At 73.5% G+C, this 15,372-nt stretch carries 14 protein-coding genes; 9 read left to right on the top strand and 5 right to left on the bottom strand.

Annotated features, from left to right (window positions below):
* The first annotated feature begins 234 nt into the window (after nt 1–234).
* From ABZ948_RS04020 to ABZ948_RS04010, 3 genes are all read left to right on the top strand, one after another.
* Entirely contained in the window at nt 235–1,104 is an 870-nt protein-coding gene (locus ABZ948_RS04020) for a slipin family protein (protein WP_359756993.1), read from the top strand.
* Nucleotides 1,105–1,194: 90 nt separating this feature from the next.
* Nucleotides 1,195–2,577, top strand: coding sequence for a PhoX family protein (locus ABZ948_RS04015; RefSeq protein ID WP_359756991.1), 1,383 nt, complete (start codon nt 1,195–1,197; stop codon nt 2,575–2,577).
* A gap of 90 nt (nt 2,578–2,667) precedes the next feature.
* Nucleotides 2,668–3,522 carry a PPK2 family polyphosphate kinase gene (locus tag ABZ948_RS04010; protein ID WP_359756990.1) on the top strand — a complete coding sequence of 285 codons (855 nt, stop codon included), beginning with the start codon at nt 2,668–2,670 and terminating at the stop codon, nt 3,520–3,522.
* A 7-nt stretch (nt 3,523–3,529) separates the two neighbouring features.
* Here ABZ948_RS04010 and ABZ948_RS04005 read toward each other — a convergent pair whose 3' ends face one another.
* Nucleotides 3,530–4,015 (bottom strand): SRPBCC family protein, encoded by a 486-nt coding sequence (locus ABZ948_RS04005; protein WP_359756988.1) that lies wholly within the window; start codon nt 4,013–4,015, stop codon nt 3,530–3,532.
* Nucleotides 4,012–4,464: an ArsR/SmtB family transcription factor gene (locus ABZ948_RS04000; RefSeq protein WP_359756987.1), complete on the bottom strand. Its 453-nt coding sequence runs from the start codon at nt 4,462–4,464 to the stop codon at nt 4,012–4,014. Before ABZ948_RS04000 ends, ABZ948_RS04005 begins: the two co-directional genes overlap by 4 nt.
* Nucleotides 4,465–4,562: 98 nt before the next feature.
* Here ABZ948_RS04000 and ABZ948_RS03995 point away from each other — a divergent pair, with 98 nt between their 5' ends.
* From ABZ948_RS03995 to ABZ948_RS03970, 6 genes are all read left to right on the top strand, one after another.
* The gene (locus ABZ948_RS03995; protein WP_359756985.1) at nt 4,563–6,080 is read left to right on the top strand and encodes an FAD-dependent oxidoreductase; all 1,518 of its coding nucleotides are present in this window, start codon (nt 4,563–4,565) and stop codon (nt 6,078–6,080) included.
* 62 nt (nt 6,081–6,142) lie between these two features.
* Nucleotides 6,143–6,991, top strand: coding sequence for a polysaccharide deacetylase family protein (locus tag ABZ948_RS03990; RefSeq protein WP_359756984.1), 849 nt, complete (start codon nt 6,143–6,145; stop codon nt 6,989–6,991).
* A gap of 18 nt (nt 6,992–7,009) precedes the next feature.
* Nucleotides 7,010–7,189: a hypothetical protein gene (locus ABZ948_RS03985; RefSeq protein ID WP_031119132.1), complete on the top strand. Its 180-nt coding sequence runs from the start codon at nt 7,010–7,012 to the stop codon at nt 7,187–7,189.
* A 280-nt stretch (nt 7,190–7,469) separates the two neighbouring features.
* The gene (locus ABZ948_RS03980) at nt 7,470–8,231 is read left to right on the top strand and encodes a peptidyl-tRNA hydrolase (RefSeq protein WP_359756983.1); all 762 of its coding nucleotides are present in this window, start codon (nt 7,470–7,472) and stop codon (nt 8,229–8,231) included.
* A gap of 70 nt (nt 8,232–8,301) precedes the next feature.
* On the top strand, nt 8,302–8,763 hold the full coding sequence (locus ABZ948_RS03975) for a DUF7144 family membrane protein (protein WP_031119130.1): 462 nt from the start codon (nt 8,302–8,304) through the stop codon (nt 8,761–8,763).
* A 129-nt stretch (nt 8,764–8,892) separates the two neighbouring features.
* Complete coding sequence (locus tag ABZ948_RS03970; RefSeq protein WP_359756981.1) at nt 8,893–10,293, top strand: MbnB/TglH/ChrH family RiPP precursor modification enzyme; 1,401 nt, start codon at nt 8,893–8,895, stop codon at nt 10,291–10,293.
* A gap of 22 nt (nt 10,294–10,315) precedes the next feature.
* On the opposite strand, the gene ABZ948_RS03965 is transcribed toward ABZ948_RS03970, so the two are convergent.
* The 3 genes from ABZ948_RS03965 to ABZ948_RS03955 are packed head-to-tail and all read right to left on the bottom strand — an operon-like array spanning nt 10,316 to nt 14,877.
* Nucleotides 10,316–11,818: an APC family permease gene (locus ABZ948_RS03965; RefSeq protein ID WP_359756980.1), complete on the bottom strand. Its 1,503-nt coding sequence runs from the start codon at nt 11,816–11,818 to the stop codon at nt 10,316–10,318.
* Entirely contained in the window at nt 11,815–13,386 is a 1,572-nt protein-coding gene (locus tag ABZ948_RS03960) for a GMC family oxidoreductase (protein WP_359756979.1), read from the bottom strand. The genes ABZ948_RS03965 and ABZ948_RS03960 overlap by 4 nt, the downstream gene beginning before the upstream one ends.
* A gap of 24 nt (nt 13,387–13,410) precedes the next feature.
* Nucleotides 13,411–14,877, bottom strand: coding sequence for an aldehyde dehydrogenase family protein (locus ABZ948_RS03955; RefSeq protein ID WP_359756978.1), 1,467 nt, complete (start codon nt 14,875–14,877; stop codon nt 13,411–13,413).
* Nucleotides 14,878–15,372: the final 495 nt, after the last annotated feature.

Genomic DNA, 15,372 nt, shown 5'->3' with positions numbered 1-15,372 from the left:
CCCGGCGCCCGAAACGGACCCCCCCCCCTAGCCGCACCCCCCCCCCCGCACCCCCGGGGGCGGGGCGCCCACCCCCCCCGCGCCCCGGCCCTTCGTGCGTCCGGCCCCGCACACAGCCCTCAGCCCACGGCCCTCAGCCCCGGCCCTCCGGCCCCGGGGCATGGCCCCACACCCTGATCGAGGCATATCGTTACAAGAACAGACGAAACGGGACCTCTGGACGGGGAGGTCGGCATGGTCGAAGAGCTGATCGGGGCGGTGGCGGCGGTCTGCGCGGGCGGCCTGGTGTATCTCGCCGCGGCGGCACGGGTCGTCAAGCAGTACGAACGCGGGGTCGTCTTCCGGCTCGGGCGTCTGCACGGGGAGGTGCGGCGGCCCGGGTTCAACCTGGTCGTGCCGGCCGTCGACCGGATGCGCAAGGTCAACCTGCAGATCGTGACGATGCCCATACCCGCGCAGGAGGGCATCACCCGCGACAACGTGACCGTGCGGGTCGACGCGGTGGTGTACTTCAAGGTCGTGGACCCGGCGGCCGCGGTCGTCAACGTCGAGGACTACCGCTTCGCGGTCTCGCAGATGGCGCAGACCTCCCTGCGCTCGATCATCGGCAAGAGCGAGCTGGACGACCTGCTGTCCAACCGGGAGAAGCTCAACCAGGGCCTGGAGCTGATGATCGACAGCCCGGCCGTGGAGTGGGGCGTGACCATCGACCGCGTGGAGATCAAGGACGTGTCCCTGCCGGACACCATGAAGCGCTCCATGGCCCGCCAGGCCGAGGCCGACCGCGAGCGGCGGGCCCGGCTGATCAACGCCGACGCGGAGTACCAGGCCTCGAAGAAGCTGGCGCAGGCCGCCCACCAGATGGCGGACACGCCCTCGGCGCTCCAGCTGCGGCTGCTGCAGACCGTGATGGCCGTGGCGGCGGAGAAGAACTCCACGCTGGTGCTGCCCATCCCGGTGGAGCTGCTCCGGTTCCTGGAGCGGGGCCCCGAGGCGAGCCGGGCACCCTCCTCAGAGCATGCGGAGCAGGCGGAACACGCCGTCGCCGACGCGGAACAGGCCCAGGAGGCCCTGGAGGAGTTGCGGCACGCCGTGGAGCAGTGACGCGTGCTACGCGCGTGGTTCCCGCCATCCTTCTCAGGTGGTAGACACAGCGGGATCACAGTTCCTGTCCGCCAGCAGGAAGGTTTCCGCATGACCACGACCGGTCGTTCCGCCACCCGCCGTGAGGCACTCGCCGGGGCAGGCGCCCTGGGCATCGGGATCGCGTTCTCCGGTGCCCTGTCCGAACTCTTCGCCGGTACCGCCGCCGCGCAGGACCTCGGCCGCACCGGCTACGGCCCGCTCGTCCCCGACCCGAAGGGACTGCTCGACCTGCCGAAAGGTTTCCGCTATCGGGTCCTCTCCCGCGAGGGCGACCCGCTCCGCTCCGGCGAGGGCAAGGTCCCCTCCAACCACGACGGCATGTCGGCCTTCGAGGGCAGGGGCGGCCGGGTCCACCTGGTCCGCAACCACGAGAACCGCGCCGACGGCAAGGTCCCGGTCCCGGCGGTCGAGGGCCTCACGTACGACCCGGCGGGCAAGGGCGGCTGCACGGCCCTGACGCTGGACTCCCGCGACCACGTCCTGTCGGAGCGCGTCGCCATCGCCGGCACGGCCGTCAACTGCGCGGGCGGACCCACCCCGTGGGGCACCTGGCTGACCTGCGAGGAGACCGAGGACAAGGCGGGCACCAACGGCTACGCCAAGGACCACGGCTTCATCTTCGAGGTGGACCCGGTCGACCCGCACCGCACCGGCGCCGTGCCGCTGACCGCGATGGGCCGCTTCCAGCACGAGGCGATCGCCGTCGACCCGCGGCGGGGCGTGGTGTACGAGACGGAGGACGCCTTCCAGAAACCGTTCGGCCTCTTCTACCGCTTCCTGCCCGACCGGCCGCTGGGCGGCCGGGGTTCGCTGCGCGCGGGCGGCCGGCTGCAGGCCATGCGCGTGCCCGGCGTACCCGACCTGTCCTCGATCCAGGAGACCGGCGCCTCGTTCGACGGCATCGAGTGGGTGGACGTACCGGACCCGCAGGCGGCGCGGACGCCGATCCGGCTGCAGGACTTCGGCCGCCGGGGCATCACGCACGCGCAGAAGCTGGAGGGCTGCTACTGGGGCGGCCGGTCGGTGTACTTCGTGTCGTCCTTCGCCCGCAGCGCGGAGGGCTCGGCGGCCGACCACTTCGGGCAGGTCTGGCGCTACGACCCGGACCGGCGGCGGCTGACCCTGGTGATCGTCTTCGGACCGGACACCGACGTGCAGCTGCCGGGCGAGTCGCCGGACAACATCTGCCTGGCGCCCAGCGGCGGCCTCATGGTCTGCGAGGACGGCGAGGGCGCCCAGCACGTGTACGGCGTGACCAGGCGCGGCGAGGTGTACGCGATGGCCCGCAACAGCCAGAACATCGGCACGCCGGAGGAACCGGAATGGGGTGAGTTCGCCGGGGTGACCTTCTCCCCCGACGGCGGCACGATGTACGTCAACTGCTACCGGCCCGGCACGACGTTCGCGGTGACGGGCCCCTGGCGCCGGTAGGCGCGGCAGCCGCCGCCGGCCGGGGCGCCGGGTGCGCAGCCCGGCGCCCCGCCGGACCATCGAGGCACAGGCAGCGAAAGGGGGCCTGCGGTGGGGAAGGACAGGACCTCGTTGCGGAAGCGGCTGTGTCTGCCCGGCGGCGAGCCGGTCGACCTGTCCGCCCACGACGCCGCCGCGACCCCCGGCGGCCCGGACGGCAAGGCGGCGGGCAAGGCCGCCACGGCCAGGATCGGCGAACACCTCGCCGGCCTCCAGGAACGGCTGTGGGCCGCGAGCACCGCGGGCGACCGGCGCCGCGTCCTGCTGGTCCTGCAGGGCATGGACACCAGCGGCAAGGGCGGCACGGTGAAGCACGTCATCGGGCTGCTCAATCCGTCCGGCTGCCGGATCACCGCGTTCCGGGCCCCCACCGAGGAGGAGCGGGCGCATCCCTTCCTGTGGCGCGTGGAGAAGGCGCTCCCGCTCCCCGGCGAGCTGGGCATCTTCGACCGCTCCCACTACGAGGACGTCCTGATCGCCCGCGTCCGCGACCTCGCCCCCGTCGCCGAGGTCGACAGCCGCTACGAGCTGATCAACCGCTTCGAGAAGTCCCTCGCCGACGACGGCGTCACCCTGATCAAGTGCTTCCTGCACCTCTCCTACGACGAGCAGCGCCGCCGGCTGCTCAGGCGCCTCGACAGGCCGGAGAAACGCTGGAAGTTCGCGCCGTCCGACGTCGACGACCGCGCCCTGTGGCCCGCGTACCAGGAGGCCTACGAGATCGCTCTGGAGCGCTGCGGCACCTCGTACGCGCCCTGGTACCTCGTTCCGGCCGACCACAAGTGGTACCGCAACTGGGCGGTCAGCACGCTGCTCCTGGAGCACCTGCGGGAGCTGGACCCGCGGTATCCGGAGCCGGACTTCGACGTGGCGGAGTGCCGCGAGCGGCTGCTGCGGCAGTCCTGAGTGCCGGTCAGGCGGCGAGCAGGGCGTCGATCTGGCCGACGGCCTCCTTCAGGCCCTCCTCCATGCCCATGGCGGCCAGCTGCTCCATCTGCTCACGGGTGTCGAACAGGGAGCGCAGCTCCATGCGGGTGCCGCCCTCGTGCTCGGTGAGCCGCACCCGCACGGAGATGGTGGGCATGTCGTCCTTGGGCTTGCCGTCGTCGTCGGCGAAGCCGTCGGTGAACTCCAGGGACGTGGGCTCGGCGACGGTGGTGATCCGCCACCAGCCGCGGTGCCGGTCGCCCTCCGGGCCGGTCATGTAGTAGCCGACCTCCCCGCCGGGGGTCAGGTCGTGCTCCTCCACGGTCGCCGGGTAGGACGGCGGGCCCCACCAGCGCTCCAGCTGCCGGGGGTCGGCCCACAGCCGCCACACCCGCTCGACCGGGGCGGCGAAGTCGGCGATCAGGGTGAGGGTGAGGTTGTCGAGGTCCTTGTCGACACTGGTGACGCTCATCTCTCGGGTCCTTCCGTGGTGTCGTTCTCGTCGGGGTCGAGCGTTCGGGGCTCGAAGGTTCGCGGCTCTTGGGATCCGGGATCGTCGCTTCCGGGATCGTCGCTTCGGGGCTCGTCGGCGAGCAGCCGGGCCATGCGGTCCACGCGCCCGCGCCATGCCGACTCGAGCTCGTCGAGGGCCTGGCGCGCACGCCCCACCGCGTCGGGGTCGGTGCGCACGAGCTGCTCCCGTCCGCTGCGCCGCTTGGTGACGAGACCGGCCCGCTCCAGCACCGCGACGTGCTTCTGCACCGCGGCGAAGCTCATCGGATAGGCCTCGGCCAGCCGGGACACGGACAGCTCCCCGCGCACGCAGCGGCGCAGTATGTCCCGGCGCGTGGTGTCGGCCAGGGCGTGGAACAGCCGGTCCACCGTCTCGTCACTCGACTCGTCTGCAACATCTACAACCATTTGGTTGTACGTTAGCCCTGCCGGCCTCTTCTGTAAAGCTCCCCCGTGCGGCGGCACGCCGGACACTGAAGCGGACGCACGGGGGTACTCGGTGCCGCATGAGCGAGAAGCAGCAGGTCAGCAGCTCGTACTGGCTTCAGACCGCCCCGGACGGCCACCACCCCGCGCTGGCGGAGGACCTGGACGTCGACGTGGCGGTGATCGGCGGCGGGATCGCCGGGCTGTGCACGGCGTGGGAGCTGACGCGGGCCGGGCGGAGCGTGGCGGTGCTGGAGGCCGGGCGGGTCGCGGCCGGGGTCACCGGGCACACCACCGCCAAGGTCACCGCCCTGCACACGCTCGTCTACGACAAGCTGCGGCGCACCCGCGGCCCCGAGGGCGCCCGGCTGTACGCCCGTTCCCAGTCGGAGGCGATCGAGCGCGCGGCCGGGATCGTCGAGGAGTTGGGCATCGACTGCGACTGGGAGAGCCGCAGCGCCTACACCTACGCCTGTGACCCGGGCCGGGTGGACGAACTGCGCGCCGAGGCACGCGCCGCCGCCGACGCCGGACTGCCCGCCTCGTTCGTGGAGGAGACCGGGCTGCCCTTCCCGGTGGCGGGCGCGGTCCGGGTCACCGGGCAGGCCCAGTTCCATCCGCGCAAGTACCTGCTGGCCCTCGCCGCCGACCTGGCCGGACGCGGCGGGCGGATCTTCGAGGACACCACCGTCCTCGGTCTGGACGAGGGCGAGCCGTGCCGGCTGTCGACCACCACCGGGGCGACGGTCCGGGCCCGGGACGTCGTCGTCGCGACGCACTACCCGATCTTCGACAGGGCCCTGCTCTTCACCCGGCTGTCCCCGCGCCGCGAGCTGGTCGTGGCCGGGACGATCCCGGCGGACCAGGACCCGGACGGCATGTTCATCACGCCCGACGAGGGCATCCGCTCGGTGCGCACCGCGCCGCACGAGGGAGACCGCCGCCTGCTCATCGTCACCGGCGAGCACTTCACGCCCGGCACGGGCGACCCGCGGGCCCGGTTCGAGCACCTCACCGCCTGGGCCACCGAGCACTTCCCGGACCTGGACGTCACCCACCGCTGGGCCACGCAGGACAACGACCCGACCGACACCGTGCCGATGGTCGGCCCGCTGCACCCGGGCGCACGGCACGCCTACGTCGCCACCGGCTTCGGCGGCTGGGGCATGAGCGGCGGCATGATGGCGGGCCGGCTGCTCACCGCGCAGATCCTGGGCGAGGAGTGCGCCTGGAGCGGACTGTACGACCCGCGCCGGCTGAAGCCCGCGGTGCGTGAGGCGCCGTCGTTCCTCAAGACCCAGGCGAAGGTCGCCGGGCACTTCGTGGGCGACCGGCTGCGGCCCTCGCCGCCGGTGGAGTCCCTGCCGCCCGGCGAGGGGGCCGTGGTCCGCGCCGAAGGCCACCGCCTCGCGGTCTACCGCGACGACGACGGCACCCTCCACGCCGTCTCCGCGCGCTGCACCCACCTGGGCTGCCTGGTCTCCTTCAACGCCGCCGAGACCGCCTGGGAGTGCCCCTGCCACGGCTCCCGTTTCGATACCGACGGCAAGGTGATCCAGGGCCCGGCGACCAAGCCGCTGGAGCAGCGGGACATCTGACGGCCGGGTGACACCCGGTTCCGGCACGCATAAGAGGACGACCCCGTTCATATCTTCATACGGTGATCGCCCTCCTTCGCCGTGTCACCGCCGTGTGCGCCCTGGGCACGGCCCTCGCGGCCTGCGGGACCGCCCGGGCCCCTCAGGCGGCTCCCCCGCAGGCGGCCTCCCCGCCGGTGCCGGCGGCGCCGTCGAGACCCCCGACGCTCGCACCCGGCCCGGCCGGTCTGACCCCCGTCTTCGAGCACGGGCCCCGCACGGGCGGCCGGACCGTGGCGCTCACCTTCGACGCCGACATGACCGCCGGGCAGGGGGCGCGGGCGGCGGCGGGTGAGCGGTTCGACCACCCCCGGCTGATCGCGACGCTGCGGGCGCTGGACGTGCCGGCCACCGTGTTCATGACCGGGCGGTGGGCCGAGCAGTACCCGGACCAGGCCCGCTCCATCGGCCGGGACCCGCTCTTCGAGATCGCCAACCACTCCTACAGCCACTACGCCTTCACCCCCGACTGCTACGGCCTGCCGACCGTGCCCGCCGAGCGGATGCGGACGGACGTGAAGCGGGCGTACGCGGCGTTCCGCCGGGTGGGCGTGCCGGAGCCGATGCCGTACTTCCGTTTCCCCGGGGGCTGTTACGACCGGCGGGCGCTCAGGGCGCTGACGCCGACCGGTGTGACCGCCGTGCAGTGGGACGTGGTCGGGGGCGACGCGTTCGAGACCGACGCGGACGCGATCGTCCGGCAGGTGCTGGACGGGGTCCGGCCGGGGTCGGTGGTGGTGCTGCACTGCACGCGCAGCGCCGCCCCTGCGACGGAGCGGGCGGTGCGGGAGATCGTGCCCGGGCTGCGCCGCGAGGGCTTCCGGTTCGTGAAGGTGTCCGAGCTGATCGGGGCCGTGGGCGATCGGGTGTGACCGTCCTACGCTGGACGTATGAGTGAGGACGACTACTGCCTGATCGACGCGGCGAGGCCGCCCCGGGCGGACGGACCGCCGTACGCGGAGTGCGTGCTGTGCCGGGAGCCGACGGAGTACCCGGAGTCGTACAAGGGCATCACGCTCTGCCCGGTCTGCGAGTGGCAGGAGGCCGAGCGGACGTCCTGCTCGGGCTGACCGACGGGAGCCGAGTACGTCACGCCCGTGCGGACGCCGAGGGTGGGGGCGACGGCGCCGGGCGGCGCTGCGGGGGCGGTCTCCGGCCACGAGCCGGTCACGGGGCCCGGCGTCCCCTCGCTGGGGGCTGGGCGGCAGGGCCGGAACGGCCAGGTCCCACGGGCGCGGCCACGCCCGGCGGATGAGCGAGGGCGGCAGCCGTGCGGTCCTGGTTCTCCCGGCCCGGGTGGGCCGCACCGGCCCCCGTCTGTGCGATCTTCCGGCTGGCACACTGGGGTGCGTGAGCCAAGACGCGACGCCCGTGAGCGACAGCCCCTTCCGGTCCGAGCCCTCCGCGCGCGACACGGCGCCGCAGTTCGTGCTGCCGCTGGTCGTGCGGATCGAGCGGGGGGACCCGCCGGCGCGTACGGACGCGCTGGAGACGGCCGCCCGGGCCGTGCTGACGATCCTGAGCGACGAGCGGTCGGCCGGCGAGGGCGCGTGGGCGCGGTCGATGCGGGACTGGCAGGACGCCCGGATCCGCAAGGTGGTGCGGCGGGCCCGCGGCGCCGAGTGGCGGCGGGCCGGGGCCCTGCCCGGCATCACGGTCACCGGCGCGTCCGCCGAGGTACGGGTCTTCCCGCCCGTCCCGCTGGACGGCTGGCCCAAGGACCTGGCCCGGCTCCAGGTCTCCGGCACCGACCTGGACGACCCGGAACCGCCCATGGACGCGGACCCGGCCGCCCCCGTGCTGTGGATGAACCCGGACCTCGGCATGTCGGCCGGCAAGGCGATGGCCCAGGCGGGGCACGCCGCCCAACTGGCCTGGTGGGAGCTGTCCGACGCGGAGCGGACCGCCTGGCGCGAGGCGGGCTTCCCGCTCGCCGTACGGACGGCCGCCCCGGCCCGCTGGTCCGGACTGACCGGCGCCGGACTGCCGTTGGTCCGCGACGCGGGGTTCACGGAGATCGCGCCCGGCTCGTGCACGGTCGTCGCGGACCACCCGGCGCTGCGCCGGGAACCGCACCGGAGCGGCGGCCCGGCGGCCACCCGTTCGGAGTAGCCGCGGGCGCGCCGGGCGGGGACGGGTGCTCCAGTGGGGTTACCGGACAACCCCGACCCAGGAGGCAGCCATGACCAGCGCCGCGCCCCCTCCCCCCGCCCCTCCCGCCCCCGACGACCGGATGCCCGGCGGGGGCGGCCCACGCGGTTCCGGTGACTCGTGGGCGGCCGGGGGCCTCGCTCTCGGCGGCACCCTGATGGTCGTCTACGGCCTCTTCGCGGTGCTCCAGGGCATCACGGCGATCGCCGACGACGAGGTGTACACGAGCTTCGGCGACTACGTCTTCGAGTTCGACCTGACCGCGTGGGGCTGGATCCACCTGGTCGTCGGCGTGCTCGTCGTGGCGGCCGGGTTCGGCCTGTTCACCGGGGCCACCTGGGCCCGGATGGTGGGCGCGGTCGTGGTCGGACTGGCGCTGATCGCGAACTTCATGTGGCTGCCGTACCAGCCGTTCTGGTCGATCATCATGATCGTGACGGGCCTGTTCGTCCTGTGGTCGGTGTTCAACTACCGCTCCACCCGCGCGGTGTAGCCGCGCCCCTCGGCGGCGGCCGGAAACCTCAAATGTTGCTCTGAAGGCGCCCCCCGCGGGGTTCGGCGGCGGGCGCCTGGGCCATACCCCCCTCACGTTCGAGGATCGCGCCGTGCGGAGGAGGGGACGATGGAGCGACTGGGGACGGGCATCGGGTGGCGACCGGAGATCGCGGACGCCGTGGAGCGCATGCCGGGCATCGACTGGGTCGAAGCCGTGGCCGAGAACGTCTGCCCCGGGCATCTGCCCGAGTCGCTGCGGCGGCTGCGCGAGCGCGGCGTCACCGTCGTGCCGCACGGCGTCTCGCTCGGTCTCGGCGGCGCCGACCGGCCCGACGAGGGCCGCCTGGCCGCGCTGGCCGAGCGGGTGGAGGCGCTGGGTTCGCCGCTGGTCACCGAGCACATCGCGTTCGTCCGGGCGGGCGGCGCCCTGACGGCGTCCCCGCACCTGGAGGCGGGCCACCTGCTGCCCGTCCCCCGGACCCGGGACGCCCTCGACGTGCTGTGCGAGAACGTGCGCATCGCGCAGGAGGCGCTGCCGGTGCCGCTGGCCGTGGAGAACATCGCCGCGCTGATCTCCTGGCCGGGCGAGGAGATGACGGAGGGCCAGTTCCTGTACGAGCTGGCCGACCGCACGGGCGTCCGCCTCCTCATCGACGTGGCCAACCTGCACACCAACCACGTCAACCGCGGCGAGGACCCGGCCAAGGCCCTCGCCGAGCTGCCGCTGGAGGCCATCGCCTACGTCCATGTCGCGGGCGGCTTCGAACGCGACGGCGTCTGGCACGACAGCCACGCCCACCCGGTGCCCGAGCCGGTCCTCGGCATCCTGACCGACCTCGCCTCCCGCGTCTCGCCGCCGGGTGTCCTGCTGGAACGCGACGAGAACTTCCCGGAACCGGCCGAGCTGGAGGGCGAGCTGGCCTCGATCCGGCGGGCCCTGGAGGCGGGAGCCGTGGAGCGCGTGAAGTCGGAGCTCCGCTCGGCGGGCCGGGCGGCCCTCCGGGAGGCGGACCCGCCCGTGGCCGGGGCCGGTGCCCCGCCGCAGGGCGACGAGACCGGGGCGGCCGGGGCGACACGGGGCGCCTCCGGCCTGCCCCACCCGGCGGACGCCGGTGCCGCCCGGCAGCGGCTCGGGCTGGCGCAGGCTGCGCTGCTGTCGGCGCTGGTCGCCGGGACGCCGGTGCCCGAGGGGTTCGACCGGGTGCGGGTCGGCGTCCAGGCGCGGGCGCTCGCCGCAAAGCGGGCGGACGTCGTGGCGAAGGTCGCGCCCGAACTACCGGAGATCCTCGGGGCGGACTACCGCCCGGCCTTCCTCGGCTACGCCCAGACCCAGCCGATGACCGGCGGCTACCGCCGCGACGCCCTCACCTTCGCCGAGCACCTGCTGCACGCCGGGCGGCCCGGGGACCCGCGGGCGCGGCGGGAACTGCGCCAGTGGTGGCGGGACCGGTCCGGGCCCGCCCCGCGCTCCCGCCGCCCCGCCCAGCGCCTCGTCCGCGCCACGCGCAGGGCGCTGCTGCGCCGCTGACGGAACCCGCGCCCGTCGCGCCTCACTCGCGCCCCGGCCGGGACCCGGCCGGCGTCGTCTCCCGCTTGTCCGGCACGGCGTCGCCCGCCGGTGCGTCGCCGCGGCCGTAGTGGTGGGTGGTGAACATGTAGAGCAGGCCGGTGACCAGCACCACCCCGCCGCACAGCAGCACGATCCAGTTCTCGTACCAGGGTTTCTCGGGGCTGCGCGCCCAGCAGATGTTGACGATGGCGAAGACGCCGTAGGCCAGCGCACCGGCGTTCACCGCGAGGCCCCAGCGGCCCAGGGTGAACTCCCCGGCCGGGCGCCACCCCTTGAGCCGGGCGCGCAGGGCCGCGAGGACCACCATCTGGAACGAGCCGTAGATGCCGAGGATCGCGAACGACACGATGTTGGTGAGGGCGTCCTCGGAGAGCAGCGAGCCGAAGGCGATGAGCAGCGGCACCGCGGCCGCCACCAGCAGCGCGTACCCGGGCACCGCGCGGGCGTGGGAGAAGCGCCGCAGGAGCCGGTGCCCGACGACCATCTCGTCGCGGGCGTAGGAGTAGATGAGCCGCCCGGCCGCGGCCTGGAGGCTGATCGTGCAGGACAGGAAGGAGATCAGCACCACGGCCATCACCAGCCGCGCCCCGGTCTCGCCCATCGCGTCGTACAGCACGTCCACCACCGGGTCGGCCTGCTCGCCGGAGATGATCGCGCCGAAGTCCGTCACGGACAGCAGCAGCGACATGCAGGTGAACGTGGCCGCCGCGCCGCCGACGTAGATGGTGCGGCGCATCGCCTTGGGGATGACGCGCCCCGGGTGGGCGACCTCCTCCGCGGTGTCGCCGCAGGCCTCGAAGCCGTAGTACTGGTAGAAGCCGATGATCGCCGCGGCCAGGAACGCCGGCAGGTAGGAGCCGTCCCCCTCGGCGCCATAGGAGTCGAAGACGACACCGAGGCCGTGGTGGCGGTGGGTCACCAGCAGGTAGACGCCGACGACGAGCGCGCCGATGAGCTCACCGGCGAAACCGATCACCGCCGCCGCCGACAGCGCCTTGGTGCCCGCGTAGTTGATGAGGACGGCGACGACGATCAGCACCGCGGTGCACAGCACGGTCGTGTGCACGGTGGGGTCGAAGCCGAAGAGGATGGCGATGTAGGGGCCCGCGCCGTAGGCGACCGAGGTGATGGTCACCAGCAGCGCCCACATGTACACCCAGCCGGTCATCCACGCCCAGCGCTTGCCCCACAGCCGGCGCGCCCACGGGTAGACGCCGCCCGCGATGGGGTACTGGGCGACGATCTCGCCGAAGACGAGCGCGACGAGGAACTGGCCGCAGCCGGCGAGCACGAACGCCCAGACCATCGGCGGCCCGCCGTCGACGAGCGCGGTGCCGAAGAGGGTGTAGGTGCTCACCACCGGGGAGAGGTAGGTGAAGCCGAGGGCGAAGTTGGCCCACGGGCCCATGTCCTTGCGGAACTCCGAGCCCGGCTCCCCCTGCGGGGTGCCGGTCGCCGGGGCGGGAGACTGCGGACCGGTCACCGCACGGCCCCCCGTTCCGCCGGCCCGGGACGGCCGGTGATCAGGTCGGCGGCGCGTTCGGCGGCGAGCAGCACGGTCACCATGGGGTTGATGGTGGGCATCGTCGGGAACACCGACGCGTCGACGATCCGCACGCCCTCGACGCCGAGCAGTCTCAGGTCGGGATTGCACACGGCCGCCGGGTCGTCCGGGGAGCCCATGCGGCAGGTGCCGGCCGGGTGGTAGACGGTGTGTGCCGCGCGGCGCCCGTACGCGGACAGGTCGGCGTCGGAGACGACGTCCGGGCCGGGCGCGACCTCGCGGACGAGCCAGTCGCGCAGCGGGTCGGTCGCGGCGACCTCGCGGGCGACCCGCAGCCCGTCGACGATCGTGCGCTCGTCGTGGCCCTCGGGGTCGGTGAAGTACCGGAAGTCCAGGGCGGGATGCTCCGCGGGGTTCCTGCTGCGCAGCCACATGCGGCCGGTGGAGCGGGCGCGCGGCACGTTCGGCGTCATGCACACCCCGTGCCGCGGCACGGGGTAGCCCAGGCGTTCGGTGTTGACGGTGAACGGCACCTGGTAGAAGTGGAACATCAGGTCGGGGCGCGGCTGGCCCTTGTCGCGGCGCAGGAACAGGCCGGCGTCGGAGTCCATCGCGGAGTTGGGCGGCAGCGGGCCCTCGGTCTCCCAGACGATCACGGACTCGGGGTGGTCCAGCAGGTTCTCCCCCACGCCGGGCAGGTTCGCCCGGACGTCGATGCCCAGGGCCCGCAGGTCGTCGGCCGGTCCGATGCCGGAGAGCATCAGCAGACGCGGGGTGTCGATGGCCCCGGCGCACAGCAGGAGTTCGCGTTCGGCGCGCACGGTGGCGGGTTCGCCGTCGGCGCCCCGGACGGCGACGCGGGTCGGCCGCCCCGACTCGTCGGGGATCAGCCGGTGCGCCCAGGTCTCCAGCAGGAGGGTGAGGTTGGGGCGGTCCAGGACGGGGTGGAGGTAGGCGACGGACGCGGAGGAGCGCAGGTTGCCCTCGGGCTGGTAGGCCAGCGAGAAGAAGCCGGTGCCGTCGGCGAAGGGCTCGGCGTTGAAGTCGTCGACGACGGGGACGCCGAGGGCGCGGGAGGCCGCGGTGACGAAGTCCTTGGCGATGGGATTGCGGTCGGCCTCGGCCACCGGGACGATCTCGGTGAGCAGCCGGTCGCGGTAGGGCAGGATCGTCGCCGGGTCCCAGCCGGAGCAGCCCCGGCTCACCCAGTCGTCGAGGTCCTGCGGCAGCGGCAGGAAGCTGATGAGCGTGTTGTGCGAGGAGCAGCCGCCGAGCACGCGGGCGCGGGAGTGCAGGATGTGGGAGTTGCCGCGGGGCTGTTCGACGGTGGTGTAGCCGTAGTCGAACTCCGAGCCGAGCAGGTTGATCCAGTTGCGCAGGCGCAGGATGCGCTCGTCGCCGACGTCGCTGGGGCCGCCCTCGATGACGCAGACGCGGCAGTCGGGGTCCTCGCTCAGCCGGGCGGCTAGCACGCAGCCGGCGGTGCCGCCGCCGACGATGACGTAGTCGTAGGCGGACTCGGTGCCGTGCGCGGGGGTGGTGGCCATGCGGTGCTCTGCTTTCTGTGCGGGTCAGCCCTTGAACCAGCCGGAGGGCGCGGGGGCGAGGTTCTGGTAGATGTGCTTGGCCTCCTGGTACTCCCGCAGCCCCGTGGGGCCGAGTTCGCGCCCGACGCCGGAGCGGCCGAAGCCGCCCCACTCGGCCTGCGGCACGTAGGGGTGGAAGTCGTTGATCCACACGGTGCCGTGCCGCAGTCGCTGGGCGACGCGCTGGGCGCGGCTCGCGTCGGAGGTCCACACGCCGCCGGCCAGGCCGTAGCGGGTGTCGTTGGCCAGCTCCACCGCCTCGTCCTCGGTGGTGAAGCGCTCGACGGTGACCACCGGTCCGAAGACCTCCTCCTGGACGATGCGCATGGTGCGGTCGCAGTCGGCGAAGATCGTCGGCAGCAGGAAGAAGCCGCGGCTCAGGGCGGGGTCGTCGGGACGGGTGCCGCCGGTGACGAGCCGGGCGCCCTCCTCCTGGGCGACGGCGATGTAGCCCTCGACCTTCTCGCGGTGCTCGGCTGAGCTGAGGGGGCCGCTCTCGGTGCCCTCCTCCAGGCCGTCGCCGAGCCGGATGGCCTCGGCCCGGCGGGCGAGGGCGTCGACGAACCGGTCGTGCAGGGAGTCCTCGACGAGCAGGCGCGAGCCGGCCGAGCAGACCTGCCCGGAGTGCAGGAAGGCGGCGTCGAGGGCGTAGTCGACGGCGGCGTCGAAGTCGGCGTCCGCGAAGACGACGTTGGGGTTCTTGCCGCCGAGTTCCAGGGCGATGTTCTTCGGCCCCTCGGCGGCGGCGGCCATGATCCGGCGTCCGGTGGCGAGGCCTCCGGTGAAGGACACCAGGTCGACCTCGGGGTGCTCGGTCAGGGCCGCGCCGACGCTCGAACCGGAGCCCAGCACCAGGTTGGCCACGCCGGGCGGGGCGCCGGCCTCCTCGATGAGCCGGATCATGGCGATCGTGGTGAGCGGTGTGGTCTCGCTGGGCTTGAGGACGAAGGTGTTGCCGGCGGCCAGCGCCGGGGCGACCTTCCAGGAGGCCTGCAGCAGCGGGTAGTTCCAGGGGGCGATGAGCGCGCACACGCCGACCGGCTGGTAGACGACGCGGCTGAGGACGTCCGGGCCGACGTCGACGACCCGGCCGCCGTCCTTGCCGGCGAGTTCGGCGAAGTAGCGGAAGGCGTTCGCCACGTCCTCGACGTCGATGCGGGCCTCGGTCAGCGTCTTGCCGGTGTCGAGGGTCTCGGTGCGGGCGATGTCCTCCCGGTCGCGCAGCAGCAGGTCGTGGACGCGCATCAGCAGGTCGGCCCGGCGGCGGGAGGGGGCATTCGCCCAGTCCTCCTCGGCGAAGGCACGCCGGGCGGCGCGCACGGCGCGGTCCACGTCGGTGGCGTCGGCCTCGTCGACGGTGGTGACGACGGACGCGTCGTAGGGGTTGATCACGTCCCGGCGTCCGCCGGCCGCCGCCGCCGTCCACTTGCCGTCGATGTACAGCTCACCCACCGCGGGGCCTCCTTCGCTTCCGGCCCGGGCCGTTCGGCCCGACGGTCAGCAACATGGCCCATCGGACGGGCGGCGGCCACGGGCCACACCGCCGCGCCGGCGTCCGGACGGCCCCAAGGACCCGGGTGGGCTAGGGCCTGTCGTTTGGATCACGCCGCAGACGCGGGGCCTGGCACGCGCATCTGCCGCGTTGTCGTCACTCGCCGACGCTCCGCGTCGACTCCCTCCTCCGCCTTGCAGCTGCACGCACCAGACCCCGCTCACCGGCACTGAACAGCACCGTCGATTTCCTGCGACCTGATCCAAACGACAGGCCCTAGTCGTCCCACCCCACCCGTGCGGGGCCGACTGTGCCGGGGTTAACACCCGCGGCACGCCCGCCCGAAGCCATGGAATGGTTTGCTCCTCTTTGCCCCGGTGAGTCCCCCCTCGCACCTCCCCCAATCGTCCCGTCTTGCCCCCGATGCAACCCTTCGGTTCTGTACGGCAGTTGAC

It is taken from the genome of Streptomyces olindensis (assembly GCF_040645895.1).
In the GTDB taxonomy this organism is placed as follows: domain Bacteria; phylum Actinomycetota; class Actinomycetes; order Streptomycetales; family Streptomycetaceae; genus Streptomyces; species Streptomyces olindensis.
This window is presented reverse-complemented; position numbering and strand designations above follow the sequence as displayed.